10 protein-coding genes and 8 pseudogenes are annotated in these 14091 nt (G+C 66.6%); 9 read left to right on the top strand and 9 right to left on the bottom strand.

Translation table 11 applies throughout. The features are described from left to right. Nucleotides 1-631 precede the first annotated feature (631 nt). The 4 genes and pseudogenes from ACWD4A_RS24450 to ACWD4A_RS24465 all read left to right on the top strand — a co-directional run. Nucleotides 632-983: pseudogene (locus tag ACWD4A_RS24450) on the top strand (transposase family protein); the annotation flags it as partial. 102 nt (nucleotides 984-1085) lie between these two features. Next, a complete protein-coding gene (locus ACWD4A_RS24455; protein WP_451197230.1) occupies nucleotides 1086-1289 on the top strand; it encodes a hypothetical protein in 204 nt (67 codons plus the stop codon). A gap of 9 nt (nucleotides 1290-1298) precedes the next feature. Continuing rightward, nucleotides 1299-1442: a hypothetical protein gene (locus ACWD4A_RS24460; protein WP_451197231.1), complete on the top strand. Its 144-nt coding sequence runs from the start codon at nucleotides 1299-1301 to the stop codon at nucleotides 1440-1442. 15 nt (nucleotides 1443-1457) lie between these two features. Next, nucleotides 1458-1829, top strand: a pseudogene (locus ACWD4A_RS24465) (transposase family protein); the annotation flags it as partial. Nucleotides 1830-1886: 57 nt separating this feature from the next. On the opposite strand, the pseudogene ACWD4A_RS24470 reads toward ACWD4A_RS24465, so the two are convergent. From ACWD4A_RS24470 to ACWD4A_RS24490, 5 genes and pseudogenes are all read right to left on the bottom strand, one after another. Beyond that, a pseudogene (locus ACWD4A_RS24470) lies at nucleotides 1887-2063 on the bottom strand (helix-turn-helix domain-containing protein); the annotation flags it as partial. 307 nt (nucleotides 2064-2370) lie between these two features. Beyond that, complete coding sequence (locus ACWD4A_RS24475) at nucleotides 2371-2955, bottom strand: hypothetical protein (RefSeq protein ID WP_451197232.1); 585 nt, start codon at nucleotides 2953-2955, stop codon at nucleotides 2371-2373. A 447-nt stretch (nucleotides 2956-3402) separates the two neighbouring features. Beyond that, nucleotides 3403-3573, bottom strand: a pseudogene (locus ACWD4A_RS24480) (helix-turn-helix domain-containing protein); the annotation flags it as partial. A 1050-nt stretch (nucleotides 3574-4623) separates the two neighbouring features. Continuing rightward, nucleotides 4624-5064 (bottom strand): hypothetical protein, encoded by a 441-nt coding sequence (locus tag ACWD4A_RS24485; protein ID WP_451197198.1) that lies wholly within the window; start codon nucleotides 5062-5064, stop codon nucleotides 4624-4626. A 91-nt stretch (nucleotides 5065-5155) separates the two neighbouring features. Beyond that, on the bottom strand, nucleotides 5156-5776 hold the full coding sequence (locus ACWD4A_RS24490) for a LuxR C-terminal-related transcriptional regulator (RefSeq protein WP_451197200.1): 621 nt from the start codon (nucleotides 5774-5776) through the stop codon (nucleotides 5156-5158). Between the two features lie 245 nt (nucleotides 5777-6021). Between ACWD4A_RS24490 and ACWD4A_RS24495 the strand changes: the two are divergent. The 3 genes and pseudogenes from ACWD4A_RS24495 to ACWD4A_RS24505 form a co-directional block, all read left to right on the top strand. Further along, nucleotides 6022-7206 (top strand): annotated as a pseudogene (locus ACWD4A_RS24495) (IS630 family transposase); the annotation flags it as partial. 330 nt (nucleotides 7207-7536) lie between these two features. Then, a pseudogene (locus ACWD4A_RS24500) lies at nucleotides 7537-8653 on the top strand (IS3 family transposase); the annotation flags it as partial. A 20-nt stretch (nucleotides 8654-8673) separates the two neighbouring features. Further along, a complete protein-coding gene (locus ACWD4A_RS24505) occupies nucleotides 8674-9036 on the top strand; it encodes a hypothetical protein (protein WP_451197234.1) in 363 nt (120 codons plus the stop codon). Between the two features lie 59 nt (nucleotides 9037-9095). Here the strand turns inward: ACWD4A_RS24505 and ACWD4A_RS24510 are convergent, their stop codons facing one another. Both ACWD4A_RS24510 and ACWD4A_RS24515 read right to left on the bottom strand, forming a co-directional pair. Continuing rightward, complete coding sequence (locus ACWD4A_RS24510) at nucleotides 9096-9602, bottom strand: hypothetical protein (protein WP_451197201.1); 507 nt, start codon at nucleotides 9600-9602, stop codon at nucleotides 9096-9098. Then, nucleotides 9559-10002, bottom strand: a complete 444-nt coding sequence (locus ACWD4A_RS24515; protein ID WP_451197202.1) for a winged helix-turn-helix transcriptional regulator — start codon at nucleotides 10000-10002, stop codon at nucleotides 9559-9561. Before ACWD4A_RS24515 ends, ACWD4A_RS24510 begins: the two co-directional genes overlap by 44 nt. Before the next feature lie 91 nt (nucleotides 10003-10093). Between ACWD4A_RS24515 and ACWD4A_RS24520 the strand changes: the two are divergent. Further along, nucleotides 10094-10429 (top strand): annotated as a pseudogene (locus tag ACWD4A_RS24520) (NAD(P)H-binding protein); the annotation flags it as partial. A gap of 149 nt (nucleotides 10430-10578) precedes the next feature. Here ACWD4A_RS24520 and ACWD4A_RS24525 read toward each other — a convergent pair. Next, complete coding sequence (locus ACWD4A_RS24525) at nucleotides 10579-11193, bottom strand: TetR/AcrR family transcriptional regulator (protein WP_451197204.1); 615 nt, start codon at nucleotides 11191-11193, stop codon at nucleotides 10579-10581. Between the two features lie 277 nt (nucleotides 11194-11470). On the opposite strand from ACWD4A_RS24525, the pseudogene ACWD4A_RS24530 reads away from it, so the two are divergent. Continuing rightward, a pseudogene (locus ACWD4A_RS24530) lies at nucleotides 11471-12681 on the top strand (IS3 family transposase). Between the two features lie 105 nt (nucleotides 12682-12786). On the opposite strand, the gene ACWD4A_RS24535 reads toward ACWD4A_RS24530, so the two are convergent. Continuing rightward, nucleotides 12787-14085: a DnaB-like helicase N-terminal domain-containing protein gene (locus tag ACWD4A_RS24535; protein ID WP_451197205.1), complete on the bottom strand. Its 1299-nt coding sequence runs from the start codon at nucleotides 14083-14085 to the stop codon at nucleotides 12787-12789. Nucleotides 14086-14091: the final 6 nt, after the last annotated feature.

Raw genomic sequence — 14091 nt, forward strand, 5'->3', positions numbered from 1 at the left:
GGCTCGGAGGAGCACGCTCAAGGCGTCGGCCTGTTCGTCGTCGAGGCTGTCCAGCAGGGGCGCCATGTTCATTACTCGGGGGGACGGGCCGTCGTTGGGTTCTACCTCGTACCAGTCTGCGGCGATCATGGCCTGGACCTGTTCTTCGGAGGTCCCGAACAGTTTCGCGATGCCGGGCAGCTGATCGGGGGTCGGGGGCCGACACGGACTGTCCCAGGGCCTTGCCAGGCGCCGAACTCCGCGACGTTCTTCCACCAGGAGTGTGAGCGGGCCTTGTCGGACTCCATCTGCATCACGATGTAGTCCTTGGCGCGGGCCAAGTTGTTGACTGTGTCCCTGAACGGCGTACTCGACATGATGCGATTATTGTCGATGCGCAGGCGCCACACAGTGCTTTGAGCGAAAAAGCAGAGTTGCTCGCGCCCGGAGGGCGCTGTGCGAGCAGACCGTCCGGCACATGCTCGGCGCGGCGGACCGCGCCGGACCCCTGGCGGGGCACCAGGCGCTGTCCGCGTCCCGGATGGCGGGCCGCTGGCCGGTCCGCCTCCCAGACCTCGGCATGCTACGCCGCTCCTCGGCCTCGTTCGATCGTGAGTCGAGTGCGGGCGCTTCACTTGAAGTGCCCGGCCCTCCGGCTTGCACCCCGCTGTGGTTCTCCCGCACGCTGCCGGGCCGCACCCACGACCTCACCGCGGCCCGGGCCCACGGCATCGTCCACGCCTGCCTCACCCGGCAGATCCTCGTTCTCGCCGACCGCGCCTACCAGGGTGTCAGCGCCACCGTCCGCACCCCCTACTACGGACACCGCACCGACCACTACCAGCGATACAACCGCGTCCACGCCAGACTGCGAGCTCTGGGCGAACGCGCCTTCGCCCGGCTGAGGTCCTGGCGCATCCTGCGTCGGGCGATGCTCCACCAACCGGATCGGAACCATCGTCGCCGCTGTCCACACCCTCCTGACCAGCGACTATTCAGGATGAAAGGTTCAGTGGACCTTGGGTACTCTATCGCTGAGTACAAGACCGGTCCCGTCGGCGTGCCGTGCGAGGTGTCACCACACATACGGACGCCCGGGAGGACCGATGTGTTTCTACGGCGCTACCGGACTGAGCCCGCATCAGCTGCCCCTGCTGATCGGCAAGGTCGAGCGCCAGCCTCCGGACTGGGACCGCACAACGGGACGGCCTCATGTGCTTCCGTTGTGGAGAGCGGTGGTCCTGCTGTTTTTTCTCCTGCGGCACGATGCGGTGCAGGAGATGGCCAGCGAGTTCTTCTGCGCTTCCTAGCTGACTGTCTTGCGCTACGGCACCATGCTGCGGTCGGTGGTGCGCGACAGCCTCAGGCGGCTGGGGTTCGGGACCGCCCGGCTGCCCTGCGGCGAGCCGGTCCTCGTCGACGGGTTCCTGGCCCCGTGCTGGGACTGGAAGGCCGCTGGATAGCCGTTTTCTGCAAGACACCGCCGAACCGGGCACAGCATCCAGATCGTCTCCGATCTCCGGGGCCAGCTCCAGGCCGTGGGCAGCCCCCTGCCCAGCGCGCGTCACGACTCCTACGCCTACACAGTGTCCGGGGCGGAGGCCGCCGTCGGCGGACATCCCGGCCTCGGCGACAAGGGCTACCAGGGCTCCGGTCTGTTGACCCCGCACAAGAAGTCCCTGCACCGGCCGCTCACCGCGGTGGAGAAGGACTGCAACCGTGCCCACTTCTCCGTCCGCTCCGCCGCCGAACGCCGCATCGGCCACCTGAAGAACTGGAAGATCCTCTCCGAGAATTACCACTGCGGCCCCCTCGAGCGCTTCCCCGAAACCCTCGGCACAGTCATCTAGCTCGAACTCCCGATCAAGTTCAGTAGCAGTCGAGGCGGGGACGAAGAGCTCGCTGGTGTGGACCCCGAGCGCTGCGGCCATGCGCCAGGCTGTGACTGGTCTGACGCCGCGTTGCCCGCTGACCACCAGAGAGATGAATGCCTGCGAGACATGGGCTTGCTCCGCCAACCGGCGCTGTGACAGCCCCTTTAGACGGATTAGCTCTCCGAGGCGTTTCGTGGGTCGAAGTCGCATGAAATCTCCGGATGTTGTGTGGATAAATGCCGTCCTCTGGAAGGCCAGCACTGCAACGAAGACCACCACAATCACCGCAATCGCCGCAATTGCTGCTGCCGCCAACTCGTGTGACAGTTATCGCAATTTAGACTTCCGCATCTCGCACACATCACGGATATCTTGCCCATTGGCTGCACCACGCCCAGCCGGTCGCAGGTGCCACCGAACGGCTTTGATGTGTACTCCTCACTGCCGCGGTCCGCGCGAAACGCGACGTCGATGATGTTGCCGCCGCGGGTGGCCGCAGCCATGCCTCGTCACTCGATCAGTGACCACCCTGAAAATGCTCAGTACTGGGGTGCCTTTGGGTCAGAGTCAGCGCCTGAAGTACCACCCGTTGTTCCAACAGGTAGCTTGCTTCCTGTCCCGGGCTGACCGAGAGCGCCCGCCCTCGGTAGACCACCAGGTTGGTGCGATGGCGGTCTGACAAAGTTGCCAGAGTGCCAACGGCGGTTTCCAGCGCCCCGTCAATGTCTCCCGTGAAAGCGAGACAAGACGCGTAGTCCAGCCTGATCAGCGGCCGGTAGATGTCCTCCTCAGGCGGAAACAGCTCCAGGGCGTGCTGGTGTTCAGCGCGCGCACGTGCAGTGTCCTGCAAGCACTTCCAGATGTTCCCGGCGTGGAATCGGTACTGTCCCTCGGTGTAGCCGAAAACGGACTCGATGCGTTCCTCGGACGGGAGGTTGCGAAGCGTGTCCGCAGCCCGCCCCAGAGCCTCTGTCGCAGCTGACCGATGGCCGAGGAGTGCGTGCGCGCGGGCTTCTATGGGCGCTGCCAGGGCTGCTCCCGCACATGGGTGGCCCTCCGCCAAGCGCTGAGCATGCACCGCGAGGTCCAGCGCCGTATGCATATCTCCATAGTAATAACGCTGATAGGACTCTTGCGCGTACAGCCATGAGAGGACAGATCGGCTCTCAGCAGCTGTGGCCGCGTGCCGGCCAAGACGCCACCACTCGTGTGCGGCAGCTGGATCTTCTGTCATGAACAAGGCCGAGGCTGTCAGCCCGGCAAGTCGTGCTGCAACCATGTTCAGCCGTCGTCGCACGGGTTGAGGATGCCGTTGACGGAGCAGCTTCCGGAGGTCGCCAAAGTCTGAGGACAATTCTGGAAGCAGTTCCCAGGGTTTTCGGCACCGGAAAGCGCGCCCGTGGCGAGCAACAGTGAAGTCCCATTCCTCCAAGGAGAGGTCGGTGGCCCGGTTTATGGCGAGAGAGTCTGCGAGGGATGCGCGGAGGGCGGCTAGGTGTGCGCCTTCGGCTGGGGCTGGGCCAGTTGACAGCGCATACAACTGGCCGTCGGCTCCGAGGGCACGATCAAGTGCTGCAGCCACGGCTGGGCTGGGTCTTCTGCGTCCGTGTTCCAGGTCCCAGACGTGGCTCTTTCCACAGCGGGCCATCCTGGCAAGTTCCCGGATTGATCGGTCTCCTCGCAGTCGTCTCAAGGCGTGGGCGAAGGTTTCGGTGCTCATATCGCTTGCTTAGTCCTGTCCTCTGAGTGTGAAACGCCGCGCCGCATGAGCATCCGATATTCGCTGGCTGGGGCCTGGCCCAAGCCGGGTGTGGACGTATTGAACCGGAACTATGAGGTTGCCTACCAGCAAGCGACTGAACTGCAGTGATGCCGCTACAGGGCAGGCAACCGAGCCTTTCCGGCTCAATATTTACGCTGGCAGCTAGTGGGGGTCAAGGTCGGATCGAAACGTGGGGCTACAGGGTCGAAACTGAGCTCTTCCGATCTACGTCCTTGTGAGTGATCGTTGTTGGCAGTGGATGACGAGGGTGGTGTGGAGGAGTGCGGTGATGCGATTGGGGCTGATGCGGACGGTGCTGGGGACGCTCCACCGTTTGGGCTCGGCGAGGGCGCGCTCGACGGGCGCGCGGAGCCGGGCGAGGGCGGTGTTGGCCTATCTCTCCCAGCCGTTGTGGCTCTTGCCCGGTGGGCACTTGATCGGAGTGCGGACGGTTCCGCCAGCACCCCTGGCAGCCGGAGTCGGCGGTGGTCCCAATGCCGGCGCTGGTGACGGCTTCGGTGATGCCGTCGGCGCGGGCGGCGGTGAGGTCATGGACGGAACCTGGCTGTGCCTGGCCGAGAAAGACCAGCTCACCCATGGTGTCGGTGAGACCCTGGATGTTCATGCCGCGCTCGCGGCGCCTGCCGCTGCAGAGCGGGTCCGGGTCCGATTCGGTGGTCACGGAGGCGCATCTCCAAGCGGGGACGAGGCTGCCGTCGAGCGGCAGGCGCCGCTCCGGTCCGGCCGCCTCGATGGCGTCGGTGAGGGTGGGCGCGAGCGGGGCGAGAGCCTCGATGCCTTCGTTGACGTACCGCCAGGCGGTGTCAGGGCATGCCAGGTGCTGGCGGCTTCATCTCCAGCCGGGAACCAGGTCCGATGGCACATCAAGAATGGCACGGTGGGTGACCACGAAGTTCCTGGCTCCGCAGAATGGTTGGCGCCCCTGCAACGGCAACGAGCTTCATCACGTCACGGCCCCGTCACCCGAACCGGTCACGAGGGAAGAGCTCAATGTACGCGTGCATAGAGTCGTAATTCAGGGACCCCGATGAGACGACAGGCATGTGAGATCCACCCGTGGAGGCTGAGCCTCTCCAGCAGGTGGGGAGTGCCCAGGGTAACCAGCTCGTCGGCCTTGGTCTGCTGGGCTAGGGCACGGAGCACATGAAGGGGTTTCTCGATATTCTTTTCGATCATCTGAGCATCCATGTCAAGGAGCGATCTCATGCTCAGGTCGGGGGCATACACTTCGGGATGCTGGCCGCGGATGTCGGCAGGTGGCCGTTGGTCTGGATCGAGGTTTTCCAGGGTTTGCAGCAGGCGTTCGTGAAAGCCGCTCGGAGGCACTACCACGATGAACAGGTTCTGCTCGTTCCCGTGTTCTGAGGTCAGCATGTTCACGTCGGCCGGCATCAGTGGCCCCTCGACGAGCACCAGCGTCGTGATCATAAGCAGCGTCCATTCCTGTGGCGGGGATGCGTTGTCGGCCAGTGTTCACTGATGGGTGTTGTCCTGAGGATGCCCGCTCATTGCCGGATGGTCAGATGAGGTCATGACGGACCGCGTATGCGACGGCCTGGGTCCGGTTACGCACTCCCAGTCGGGCGATCAGACTGCCGAACATCGATGTGACGGTCCGCTCGGAGTAGCCGATGCCGCGTGCGATGTCGGTTGTGGAGCATCCCTCGGCCGCCAGCGAGAGGATCCGTTGTTCACGGTCGGTGAGGCTGCCTGGGGCGGTCTCGTTGTGGCCTGCGGCATACTGGTGCAGTTGTTCCACTTGTGCCAGGAGATGGCGCAGCAGGTCGCCGGGCATCGCTCCTTCTCCTCGTGCGGCTGCGGAGATGATGGCGGTGAGGCGTTCCACGGTTGCCAGGCGCCGGGGCAGCAGCGCCAGTACACCACATGCGGCAGCGAGGGGAAGGTCTTTGTTGTCGATGTGGCTGATGAGGAGAGCGGTGCGGTCGGGCGGGCTTTGGTGCAGCTGTCGCAGGAGCTTGATACTGATGTCATCGAGGGCTTCGGCCACCACCAGAGCGACCTCGCCCGGCCCATGCCCGTCTGGCACGATGCGAATGCCAGGGCATTGTTGCAGCTGGGTGATTGTGCCCGCCTGCAGGATGGGGTCATCGGCATAGATCCGGACATCGATGTCCCCCATCAGGCAGACCTTCTCCTCGCCGAGTTCAGCGCATTGAGGCGGAACTGTTGAGTTGCCTGGCTCGTTGGTCGGCTGTGGTCGGGGTAGGGGACGCGCGGTGGTTGACGCCTGCGGGGCGGGAAGTACTGCGTTTGCGGGTGGTGGCTGCGTCGGAGTCCAGGACGGCGTGCAGGTGCTGGCAGGCCGCGGAGATGTTCAAGGTCGGCGAGAGGTCGGTGGGGAGCTGGTGACGTGCCTACCAGGCCGGTGGCCGTCAGGCGCTGGCTGTGCGCCGGGAGGGTCGTCCGAGGCCGAGTGAGCTCATCACCGGCGAGGAACGGTCGGTGCTGTTCCAGGCAATGGCCGACTACACCCCCGAAGAGTTGCCGGTTGGGGGCCCATTGTCGACCTGTCCGCTGGTGGCTGAGCTGGTCCGGATGGCGGCGGGGGTGGTGATGACCGAGCGCGGAGTGGGCGAGTGGCTGCGCCAGCACGGCTTCACCTCGCAGCGCCCGGCCCGCCGCTCCTACCACCAGCAGCAGGACAAGGTGACCGCCTGGCTCCAGGAGGAGTACCCCGCCATCGCCGGGCGGACGCAGGGCGAGAAGGCGGTCGTGGCCTGGGCGGACCAGTGCGGACTGCGCCCGGAGACCTCCCCGCCGGGCTGCTCGTGGGCCACGGCCGGGCAGACCCCGCTCGTGAAGGTCGGCTGCCGGAGGTTCGGGGTGAACAGCATGTCCGCGGTCGCCTCTTGTGGCGCCGTGTGGTTCAGCGTCTTCACCGGGAAGTTCATCGCGAAGGTCGTCACCACCTTCCTCGGCTGGCTCGCCCGCCAGGCCGGACGCAAGGTCCACCTGATCGCCGGTCGGCACCCGGTCCACTGCGGCAAAGCCGTCCGGATCTGGCTCAAGGCGAACACGGGCCGGATCGAGCTGCGCCTGATGCCCGGGTACGGGCCCGAGTTCAACCCCGATGAACTCCTCAACGCGGATCTGGAATACCACGTCCCCGCCACCTGCGCCGCCTCCGCGGACGACCTCGCCCGCGGATGGGCAACCCAACGGTTCCGCCACAGTATGTGGGGTCGCGATCCCCGTGTCGGGGAGTGGATCGGCACGCTGTATAGCGGGTGGAAGGGGACGCTCTTCTATGTGCTGGCGTGTGTCAAGGCAATTTTGGGTGAGGTGTCGCCTGTTTTTCGCAACCAGTGCTGGCGGCACGTCGCGGGCACCCCGGCCCGAGCCCTGGAGGAGGGGTGCTACTTCCCGTGCGGCCCTGCTTGGGATGCGCAGGGTGCTGCAAGGAGTCGCCGATTGGGCTTCGGGCGACTGTCGGCTGCGACTCCTTCTGCTGAAGGTGCTTCTCGGGAGAGCGGTCACGGCTGCCTGCCCTGGCCTTTGAGCGTTCATTGCAGGGCTCCGTCCCACGAACCTCGGATGACAAAGCCGTAGTTGCGTCCGTCCTGGGCGCGCAGCCTCGCATCAAGTACAGCGTCATCCGGGTTCTGCATATGGAGGGCAAAGGGCATGAGCTCATACACCTCGAGTAGTGCGCGGGGTGTTCGTTCGGGTGGCGTAGAAGCCCTGCGCCACCCGGACGCCCTCGGCCAGTTTTCCGCTTGCACCCAACTGAACGCCAGGCCCGTCTGTCCGCATGTGTCCGCAGGTTGCGGACACATGCCCCGTAACCATCATCGTTGTCCCGAAGCAGGCGGGCGTTTCCCCGTGATCGTGGACACCCTGATCATTGGATCGTGAAGATCCATAGGACAGGAGTTCCCGTTGGGGACGTCGAAGTACTCGCCTGAGTTCAGGGCCGATGCCGGCGCGATGTACCACGCCAGTCCGGGTGGGACGTATGCGTCGGTGGCCAAGGACGTGGGCATCAACCACGAAACGCTGCGCACGTGGGTGCGGGACGCCGAGCAGACCGCCTGGCCCGGGGCGGTGGAGGCCACCGCGATGGAGAAGGAGAACCGGCAGCTGCGGGCGCGGGTGAGGGTGAAGGAACTCGAGGTCGAGCGGGAGATCCTGCGGAGGGCCGCGAAGTATTTTGCGGCCGAGACCAGCTGGTGAGCAGCCGCTTCCAGTTCGTCGACGATCACCGTGGCGCCTTCGGCGTCAAGCGGCTGTGCCGGATGCCGCAGGTCTCGCGTTCCGGCTTTTACCGGTGGCTGGCCGGCGCGGACGCGCGGGCCGGGCGGGCCCGGGCGCACGCCGAGCTCGCCGAACATATCGCCCGGATCCACCAGGAGTCGGACGGCCCCTACGGTGTCCCGCGCGTCACCGCCGAGCTGAAGGACGCGGTAGTGCGGGTCAATCACAAGCGTGTCGAGCGCGTCATGCGCAAGTTCAACATCGTCGGGCTGCACCTGCGCAAGAAGATCCGCACCACGGTCCCCGAGCCGTCGGCGACACCGGTGCCGGACCTGCTGCGGCGCGACTTCACCGCCCAGGCGCCGAACACCAAGTACGTGGGCGACATCACCTATCTCCCGATCGGAGGCGGCCAGTTCCTCTATCTGGCAATTCGGTGCTGGACCTATGCTCGAAGCGACTGGCGGGCTGGTCGATCGCCGACCACATGCGCACGGAGCTGGTCACCGACGCGCTCAGGGACGCCGCAGCGGCCCGCAGCGCCGACGGCCTGCGCGGTGCAGTCTTCCACAGCGACAACGGGGCGCAATACGTATCGAAGGAGTTCGCCCAGGTCTGCACAGAGCTCGGCGTGATCAGATCGCGCGGCGCGGTGAGCACCAGCGCGGACAACGCCGCCGCGGAATCCCTGAACGCGACCATGAAACGCGAGACGCTCCAGGGACGGAAACGGTGGAACGGGGCCCGCGAGGCCCGGCTCGCGGTCTTCCGATGGGCGACCCGTTACAACACCCGGCGACGGCGCCCAGGACCATCCGCAGGGTGCTCGATGAGGCCGGCGCCCGCGAGGTCGGCGACGTCCTGGAGGAACTCGACGGCGTGGCCGCCGACGCCGAGGAGGTGCCCGCGCCCGAGCAGCCGCACGCCATCGACGTGCCCGGCCTGCTCGCCGAGCACCTCAAGGACACCAAGGTCGCCGAGATCCGCGAAGCGCTGCGCGGCGGTCGGACCATCCGCCGCAGGCAGGGCTACTCGGTACGCGTCGCCGCCTCGCTCGCGCTCCACCAGGTTGCGTTGAAGCAGTGCGCCGCCCTCGCCGACGACGGTTCCACCCCGGCCGGGCGCAAGGCGTACCGCGCGTATGCCGACCGGATTGCTGCGGCGACGTCTACGGCGCGTCGCTGAGTGCGACCCGGCCGCGCGACGCAGGTCCTGACTGTCCTGACCGGCCAGAGTCGCGCAGGTTATGCTGCGGCGTCGTCCAGCCCCAGGGAATGACGGGCATACAGGCTGGTGCGCACCAGCAGCGCGGTTACGGACGCGGTGCAGTCGTCTTCGCCGGCCTGCAGCGGCGTCTCGTGCAGGGCCCGGCAGGTCTCGTGGTCGTCGTGGCGAACTACGCGATGAACCACAGGGCGAACAGGCTGGCGGCGTCCCCAGGGCGGACGGCTTCCATGTCGAAACGCCAGACGCCACCGGGCTGCCGGGCGACGAAGTTCTTCGGTAGCACTTCGCGCACGACAGCGGCGGCCCCGAGGCACACTTCGTAAAGTGCCTTCGGCGTCGCAGGCGGTGCCGATCTCCAGAAGAGTCTGGGCCAGGCCGTCGGTGTCACGCGCCACGGCGTAGCCGACCGCCCACATGATCAGGGCGATGTGTTCAGCGTCGTCTGGCCGCGCGCTCTGGCTCAGGTCTTCCAAGTGGTGGTCAACGATCCAGGCGGCCGGACGGCACTGGCCGGTGAGGCGCACAGGGCCGATCCTTTGGTGCGTCGTACGCCGCCTGGGCCGCGAGCACCTGGTCCATGCGCTGTTTCGTCCAGCGCGCGAGGCCCGTCACCTGTTCGGCGGCCTCCGTGCCGAGGCCGGTCAGCGAGTAGTCGACGCGGGGCGGGATCACGGGCTGGGCGTGGCGGTGTACGAGGCCGTCGCGTTCCAGGGTCTGCAGGGTCTGGGCGAGCACCTTCTCGGTGGCGCCGCCGGTGGCGCGGCGCAGTTCGCTGAAGCGGTGGGGGCCCTCGAGCAGCGTGGCCAGGACCATGACGCCCCAGCGGCTGGTGACGTGTTCGAGGACCAGGCACGAGGGGCACTGCGCCAGCGCCTGATTGGCCTTGTGTTTGGACGGCTCAGGGTTCGGCGGGCTCACGCTCATGCCAGTGCCTTACTTCAAAGTGGGTACTTACCGGTCATTCATGCTCAATCTAGGGTGGGTGGCGAGCCCAGAGGAAACGGAGATTGCAGTCATGAGCCTCGTCGTCACCGGTGCCACCGGAAACCTCGGCCGCCTCGTCATCGAGGGCCTGCTCGCCACACAGGTCCCGGCGGAGCAGATCGTGGCCCTCGTCCGCAGCAAGGAGAAGGGCGCCGCGATCGCCGAGCGCGGCATCGAACTGCGGATCGCGGACTACGCACAGCCCGAGACCCTCGCCGACGCCTTCGCCGCGGGCGACCGAGTGCTGCTGATCTCCGGCAACGACTGGGGAGCGCGCGTGGCGCAGCACCTGGCCGTGACCGGTGCTGCGAAGGCGGCGGGGGTGGCCCTGCTCGCCTACACCAGCGTCCTGGGTGGTGCTCAAGCTGGTGGATACCGAGGAGCCACCGCTGCGGGCGTTGTTCGGCAAGGTGGCTCTACCGCTCGTCAAGGCGGACTACGAACAGCGGCTCAAGTCCTGGGAGCAGTGGAACCATCTCGCCATCGAAGCGGCCGGATGAACTACTCGGGGCGTCGTCAACGAATAGCGGGCCAGATTCCGGTGTCCCGCGCTCCCAGACCGTCCAGTACCAAGTCGGCCAGTACGTAGGGGAGTCCTTCGCCCAAGGGCTCCCGCGTCATGAGTACTCTGCTGTGCAGGGGCGCGATCAGCGCTTCGAGCGCTATGCGGGGATCGGTCCCGGGGCGCAGTTCGCCCCGGGTGATGCCGCGTTCGATCATCACCGCGGCCAGTTCGATCCTCGACTGCCAGAACCTTTCGCGCGCCTCGGCTATCTCCGGGGCATCCACTGAAATCACCGCGGCGCGGGCGAGTGCGGCGCCGAGCGGGTCGTTGAGGTAGGCCGCCACCAGGGTGGCGAAGGTCCGCAGGTCCTCGCGCACGGAGCCGGTGTCCGGTACGGGGATGCGCTGGTCGCTGGCGGTGAGCATGGCGTCGACCAGGAGGTTCTCGCGGGTGCGCCAGCGACGGTAGAGGGAGGTCTCGTTCACTCCGGCCCGCTTGGCGATGTCGGCAAAGCTGATGCGGATCGTTCCGCCCTCTGCCAGGGCCTCGACGGTCGCGTCGAGCACCGCCTTGCGCACGCGGGCGGCCCGCCCGCCGGGCCTGCGCCGGATCTCGTTGCCACCCACTTGCCTCACCTCTCACGCTCACGCAAGATTCCTTGCTTTTTCGACGATCGTGCCCCATGGCAACTAAAGCAAGCATTCCTGCTTTTGGCGTCGCCGTGTGGTGGCGTGAGAGGAGATCACCATGTCCTTTACCTGGCCCCTTGACCCGCGCGACCTGTTCACTGAGCGCTAACCGCAGATGGTCGGCCTCGGCCTGCCCGCCCAGGATGGGCCTTGACCCTGGGTTTTGGACACCGGAGAGACTTGGATCTTGATGGTCCAGGAGAACGGAGTCCCTGTGGGGATGAAGCACTATCCCGTCGAGTTCAAGGCGGACGCGGTCGCGTTTGTACCGGTCGAGGCCGGGAGCGACGATCAAGTCGGTCGCGACCGATCTCGGGGTGAACACCGAGACGCCGCGGAACTGGATCCGGGCTGCCGACGGGCGCCGCCCCGGCGCCTACTCCGCACCGCCAGCCGCTCTGCGGTCTGATGGTGACGCCGTCCAGGCGGAGCTGGCCGCTGCGCGGAAGAGGATTCGCGAGTTGGAGGAAGAGCGGGACATCCTGCGCAAGGCGGCCCGGTATTTCGCGACGGAGACGCGCTGGTGAACCGCTGCCAGTTCGTTGACGACCACCAGCGCCGTCACGGCGTGAAGCGGCTCTGCGACATTCTCGGCCTCTCCCGGTCGAGCTTCTACTACTGGCGCCGCACCGCGGCCGCGAGAGCAGCCCGGCAGACCGTCGAGGCCGGGCTCGCAGCCCGGATACGCAAGGTCCATCAGGACTCCGATGGCATCTACGGAGCTCCCAGGATCACCGCCGAACTCCGCGGCGAGGGCGAACGGATCAACCACAAGCGGGTCGCGAGGATCATGCGTGCCATCGGGCTCGAGGGAGTCCGTCTGCGGCGCCGACATCGGACCACTGTCGCGGACCAGGCGACGTCGAAGGCGCCGGATCTGATCGGCCGTGACTTCACCGCGGCCGTAGTGAACACGAAGTACGTCGGCGACATCACGTATCTGCCGGTCAGTGGTGCGAAGCCGCTCTATCTCGCGACCGTCATCGACCTCGCCTCACGCCGTCTGGCCGGGTGGGCGATCGCCGATCACATGCGAACCGAGCTCGTCATCGACGCCCTCGCGGCCGCCGAGCGGACCCGCGGGAGCCTGACCGGAGCTGTGATGCACACCGATCACGGCTCGCCCAATATACGAGTCGGGCCTTCGCTGAGATCTGCAGGTCGGCAGGGGTCCGGCAGAGCATGGGCGCGGTCGGGTCCAGCGCGGACAATGCCGCTGCGGAGAGCTTCAACGCCGCCTTCAAGAGGGAGACGCTCAAGGGCCGCAAAGGCTGGCCGAGCGAGCGTGAAGCGCGGCTCGACGCCTTCCGCTGGCTGACCCGGTACAACACCCGGCGCCGGCACTCCCGCCTCGGTCAGCGATCTCCGATCGCCTACGAGAACGACGTCCAACCAGCAGCAACTACCCTGGACCAAACCGTATAGACGTGTTCAAAATCCGGGGCCAAGGCCCCCAACCCAGTTACACCGAAAGCTTTACAGACCTGCGTCGCGGTGCGTCCTGCTCGCACCGAGACCGGCACGGTCCCGTTAGGGAGCGATCTTCATGACGGCTGCCCAGGGCCAGGTTGTGCCGCGCATGAACTGCTCCGGCCACTCCCGCGTGGCGCGGGCTCCCCGCCAGGGGAGCCAGTCGGTCAGGCCAAGGCCGTCGGCACCTGCGCCATGGGGTGCGGCCGGGGAGAGGGCGAAGCCGAATTCGGGCCAGCGCATCCACAGGGACGATCCGATGGGGCGCAGGTCACGGTGGGGGGTGCCGGGGGCGCGGTGGGGGGCGTGGGCTTCGATGAGGAGGGCGGCTCCGTTGCTAGCGGCGCGTACGGCTTCCAGTGAGGACATCAGGACGCGTGCTGTTTCTTCGTCGTTGGGGCTGCCGGAGGCAAGTTTGTAGAGCGGCCCGATGGCGATGATGTCGGGCTGGCTGCGTTCGACGATGCGCAGCAGTCGGGAGCGGTCGGTGGGGTGGTGGAGGTCCAGGCCGTTCTCGATGGCGGCGACGGTGAGCCGGTCTGGGGTTGTCTCATCTGCGCCTTCGGCTGTGGCGGCGGTGAGCATAGTGCGCAGCCAGGGCCGGATCTGGGATCTGCTGTTCTCGGCGTCGATGAGCAGCGCTTGTTGTGGGGGGATGCGGGTTTTTTTCCAGGGGTGGAGGCCAGCGGCGGTGCGCAGGAGGATCTGGCGGTTGAGCAGTGATTTTCCGCCTCCTTCGGCGGCGGTGATGATGAGTCGGTCCCGTCGGGCGAGGATGCCGGGGATGACCCATGCGGGCTCGTCGTCGGCTTCGCTGAGGAAGGTTCGCAGTGTGGTGGAGGGGGTGTCGTCTGTGCGGGGGCCGCGGTCGCGTACGGCTCGGATCCGTTCGATGGTGTCTTCGATGATTTCCTGGGCGTCGCCGTCCGGGTTGTGGAGTGCCTGGACAGCGCGTGTGGCTTCTTCGATGCCGCTGCGTCGGGTTGCTTTTTCGCGGATGATCTCGGCGTAGTACTCGGCGTTTGCTGTGGTGGGGACGGTGTTCACCAGGGTGTGGAGGTAGGCGGGTCCGCCGGTGCGGGTGATGATGCCGCGTCGGGTGAGTTCGGCACCGACGGTGATGGGGTCTGCCGGGGTTCCTTGGTGGTGCATGCTGGTGATCGTGTTGAAGATCAGTTCGTGGGCGGGCCAGTAGAAGTCGGGTCCTGTGATGTGGCGTGTGACGTCGGTGATGGCCTGTGGTGAGAGCAGCATGCTGCCGAGGACGCAGGTTTCGGCCTCGCGGTCGCTGGGGGGGATCCGTTCGTAGGAGGCGGGCAGTGCTGGGCTGTCGCAGGGGCTGGGTGCGGGGTTGGTCATGGCCGG

This window comes from Streptomyces sp. NPDC002537, from assembly GCF_053594975.1.

Excerpts from the sequence above, each read along its gene's own strand:
- ACWD4A_RS24455 (WP_451197230.1), top strand. The coding sequence starts at position 1,086 with ATGTGTTTCTACGGCGCTACCGGACTGAGCCCGCATCAGCTGCCCCTG.
- ACWD4A_RS24475 (WP_451197232.1), bottom strand. The coding sequence starts at position 2,955 with ATGCATACGGCGCTGGACCTCGCGGTGCATGCTCAGCGCTTGGCGGAG.
- ACWD4A_RS24485 (WP_451197198.1), bottom strand. The coding sequence starts at position 5,064 with ATGATCACGACGCTGGTGCTCGTCGAGGGGCCACTGATGCCGGCCGAC.
- ACWD4A_RS24490 (WP_451197200.1), bottom strand. The coding sequence starts at position 5,776 with ATGGGGGACATCGATGTCCGGATCTATGCCGATGACCCCATCCTGCAG.
- ACWD4A_RS24515 (WP_451197202.1), bottom strand. The coding sequence starts at position 10,002 with ATGAGCGTGAGCCCGCCGAACCCTGAGCCGTCCAAACACAAGGCCAAT.
- ACWD4A_RS24535 (WP_451197205.1), bottom strand. The coding sequence starts at position 14,085 with ATGACCAACCCCGCACCCAGCCCCTGCGACAGCCCAGCACTGCCCGCC.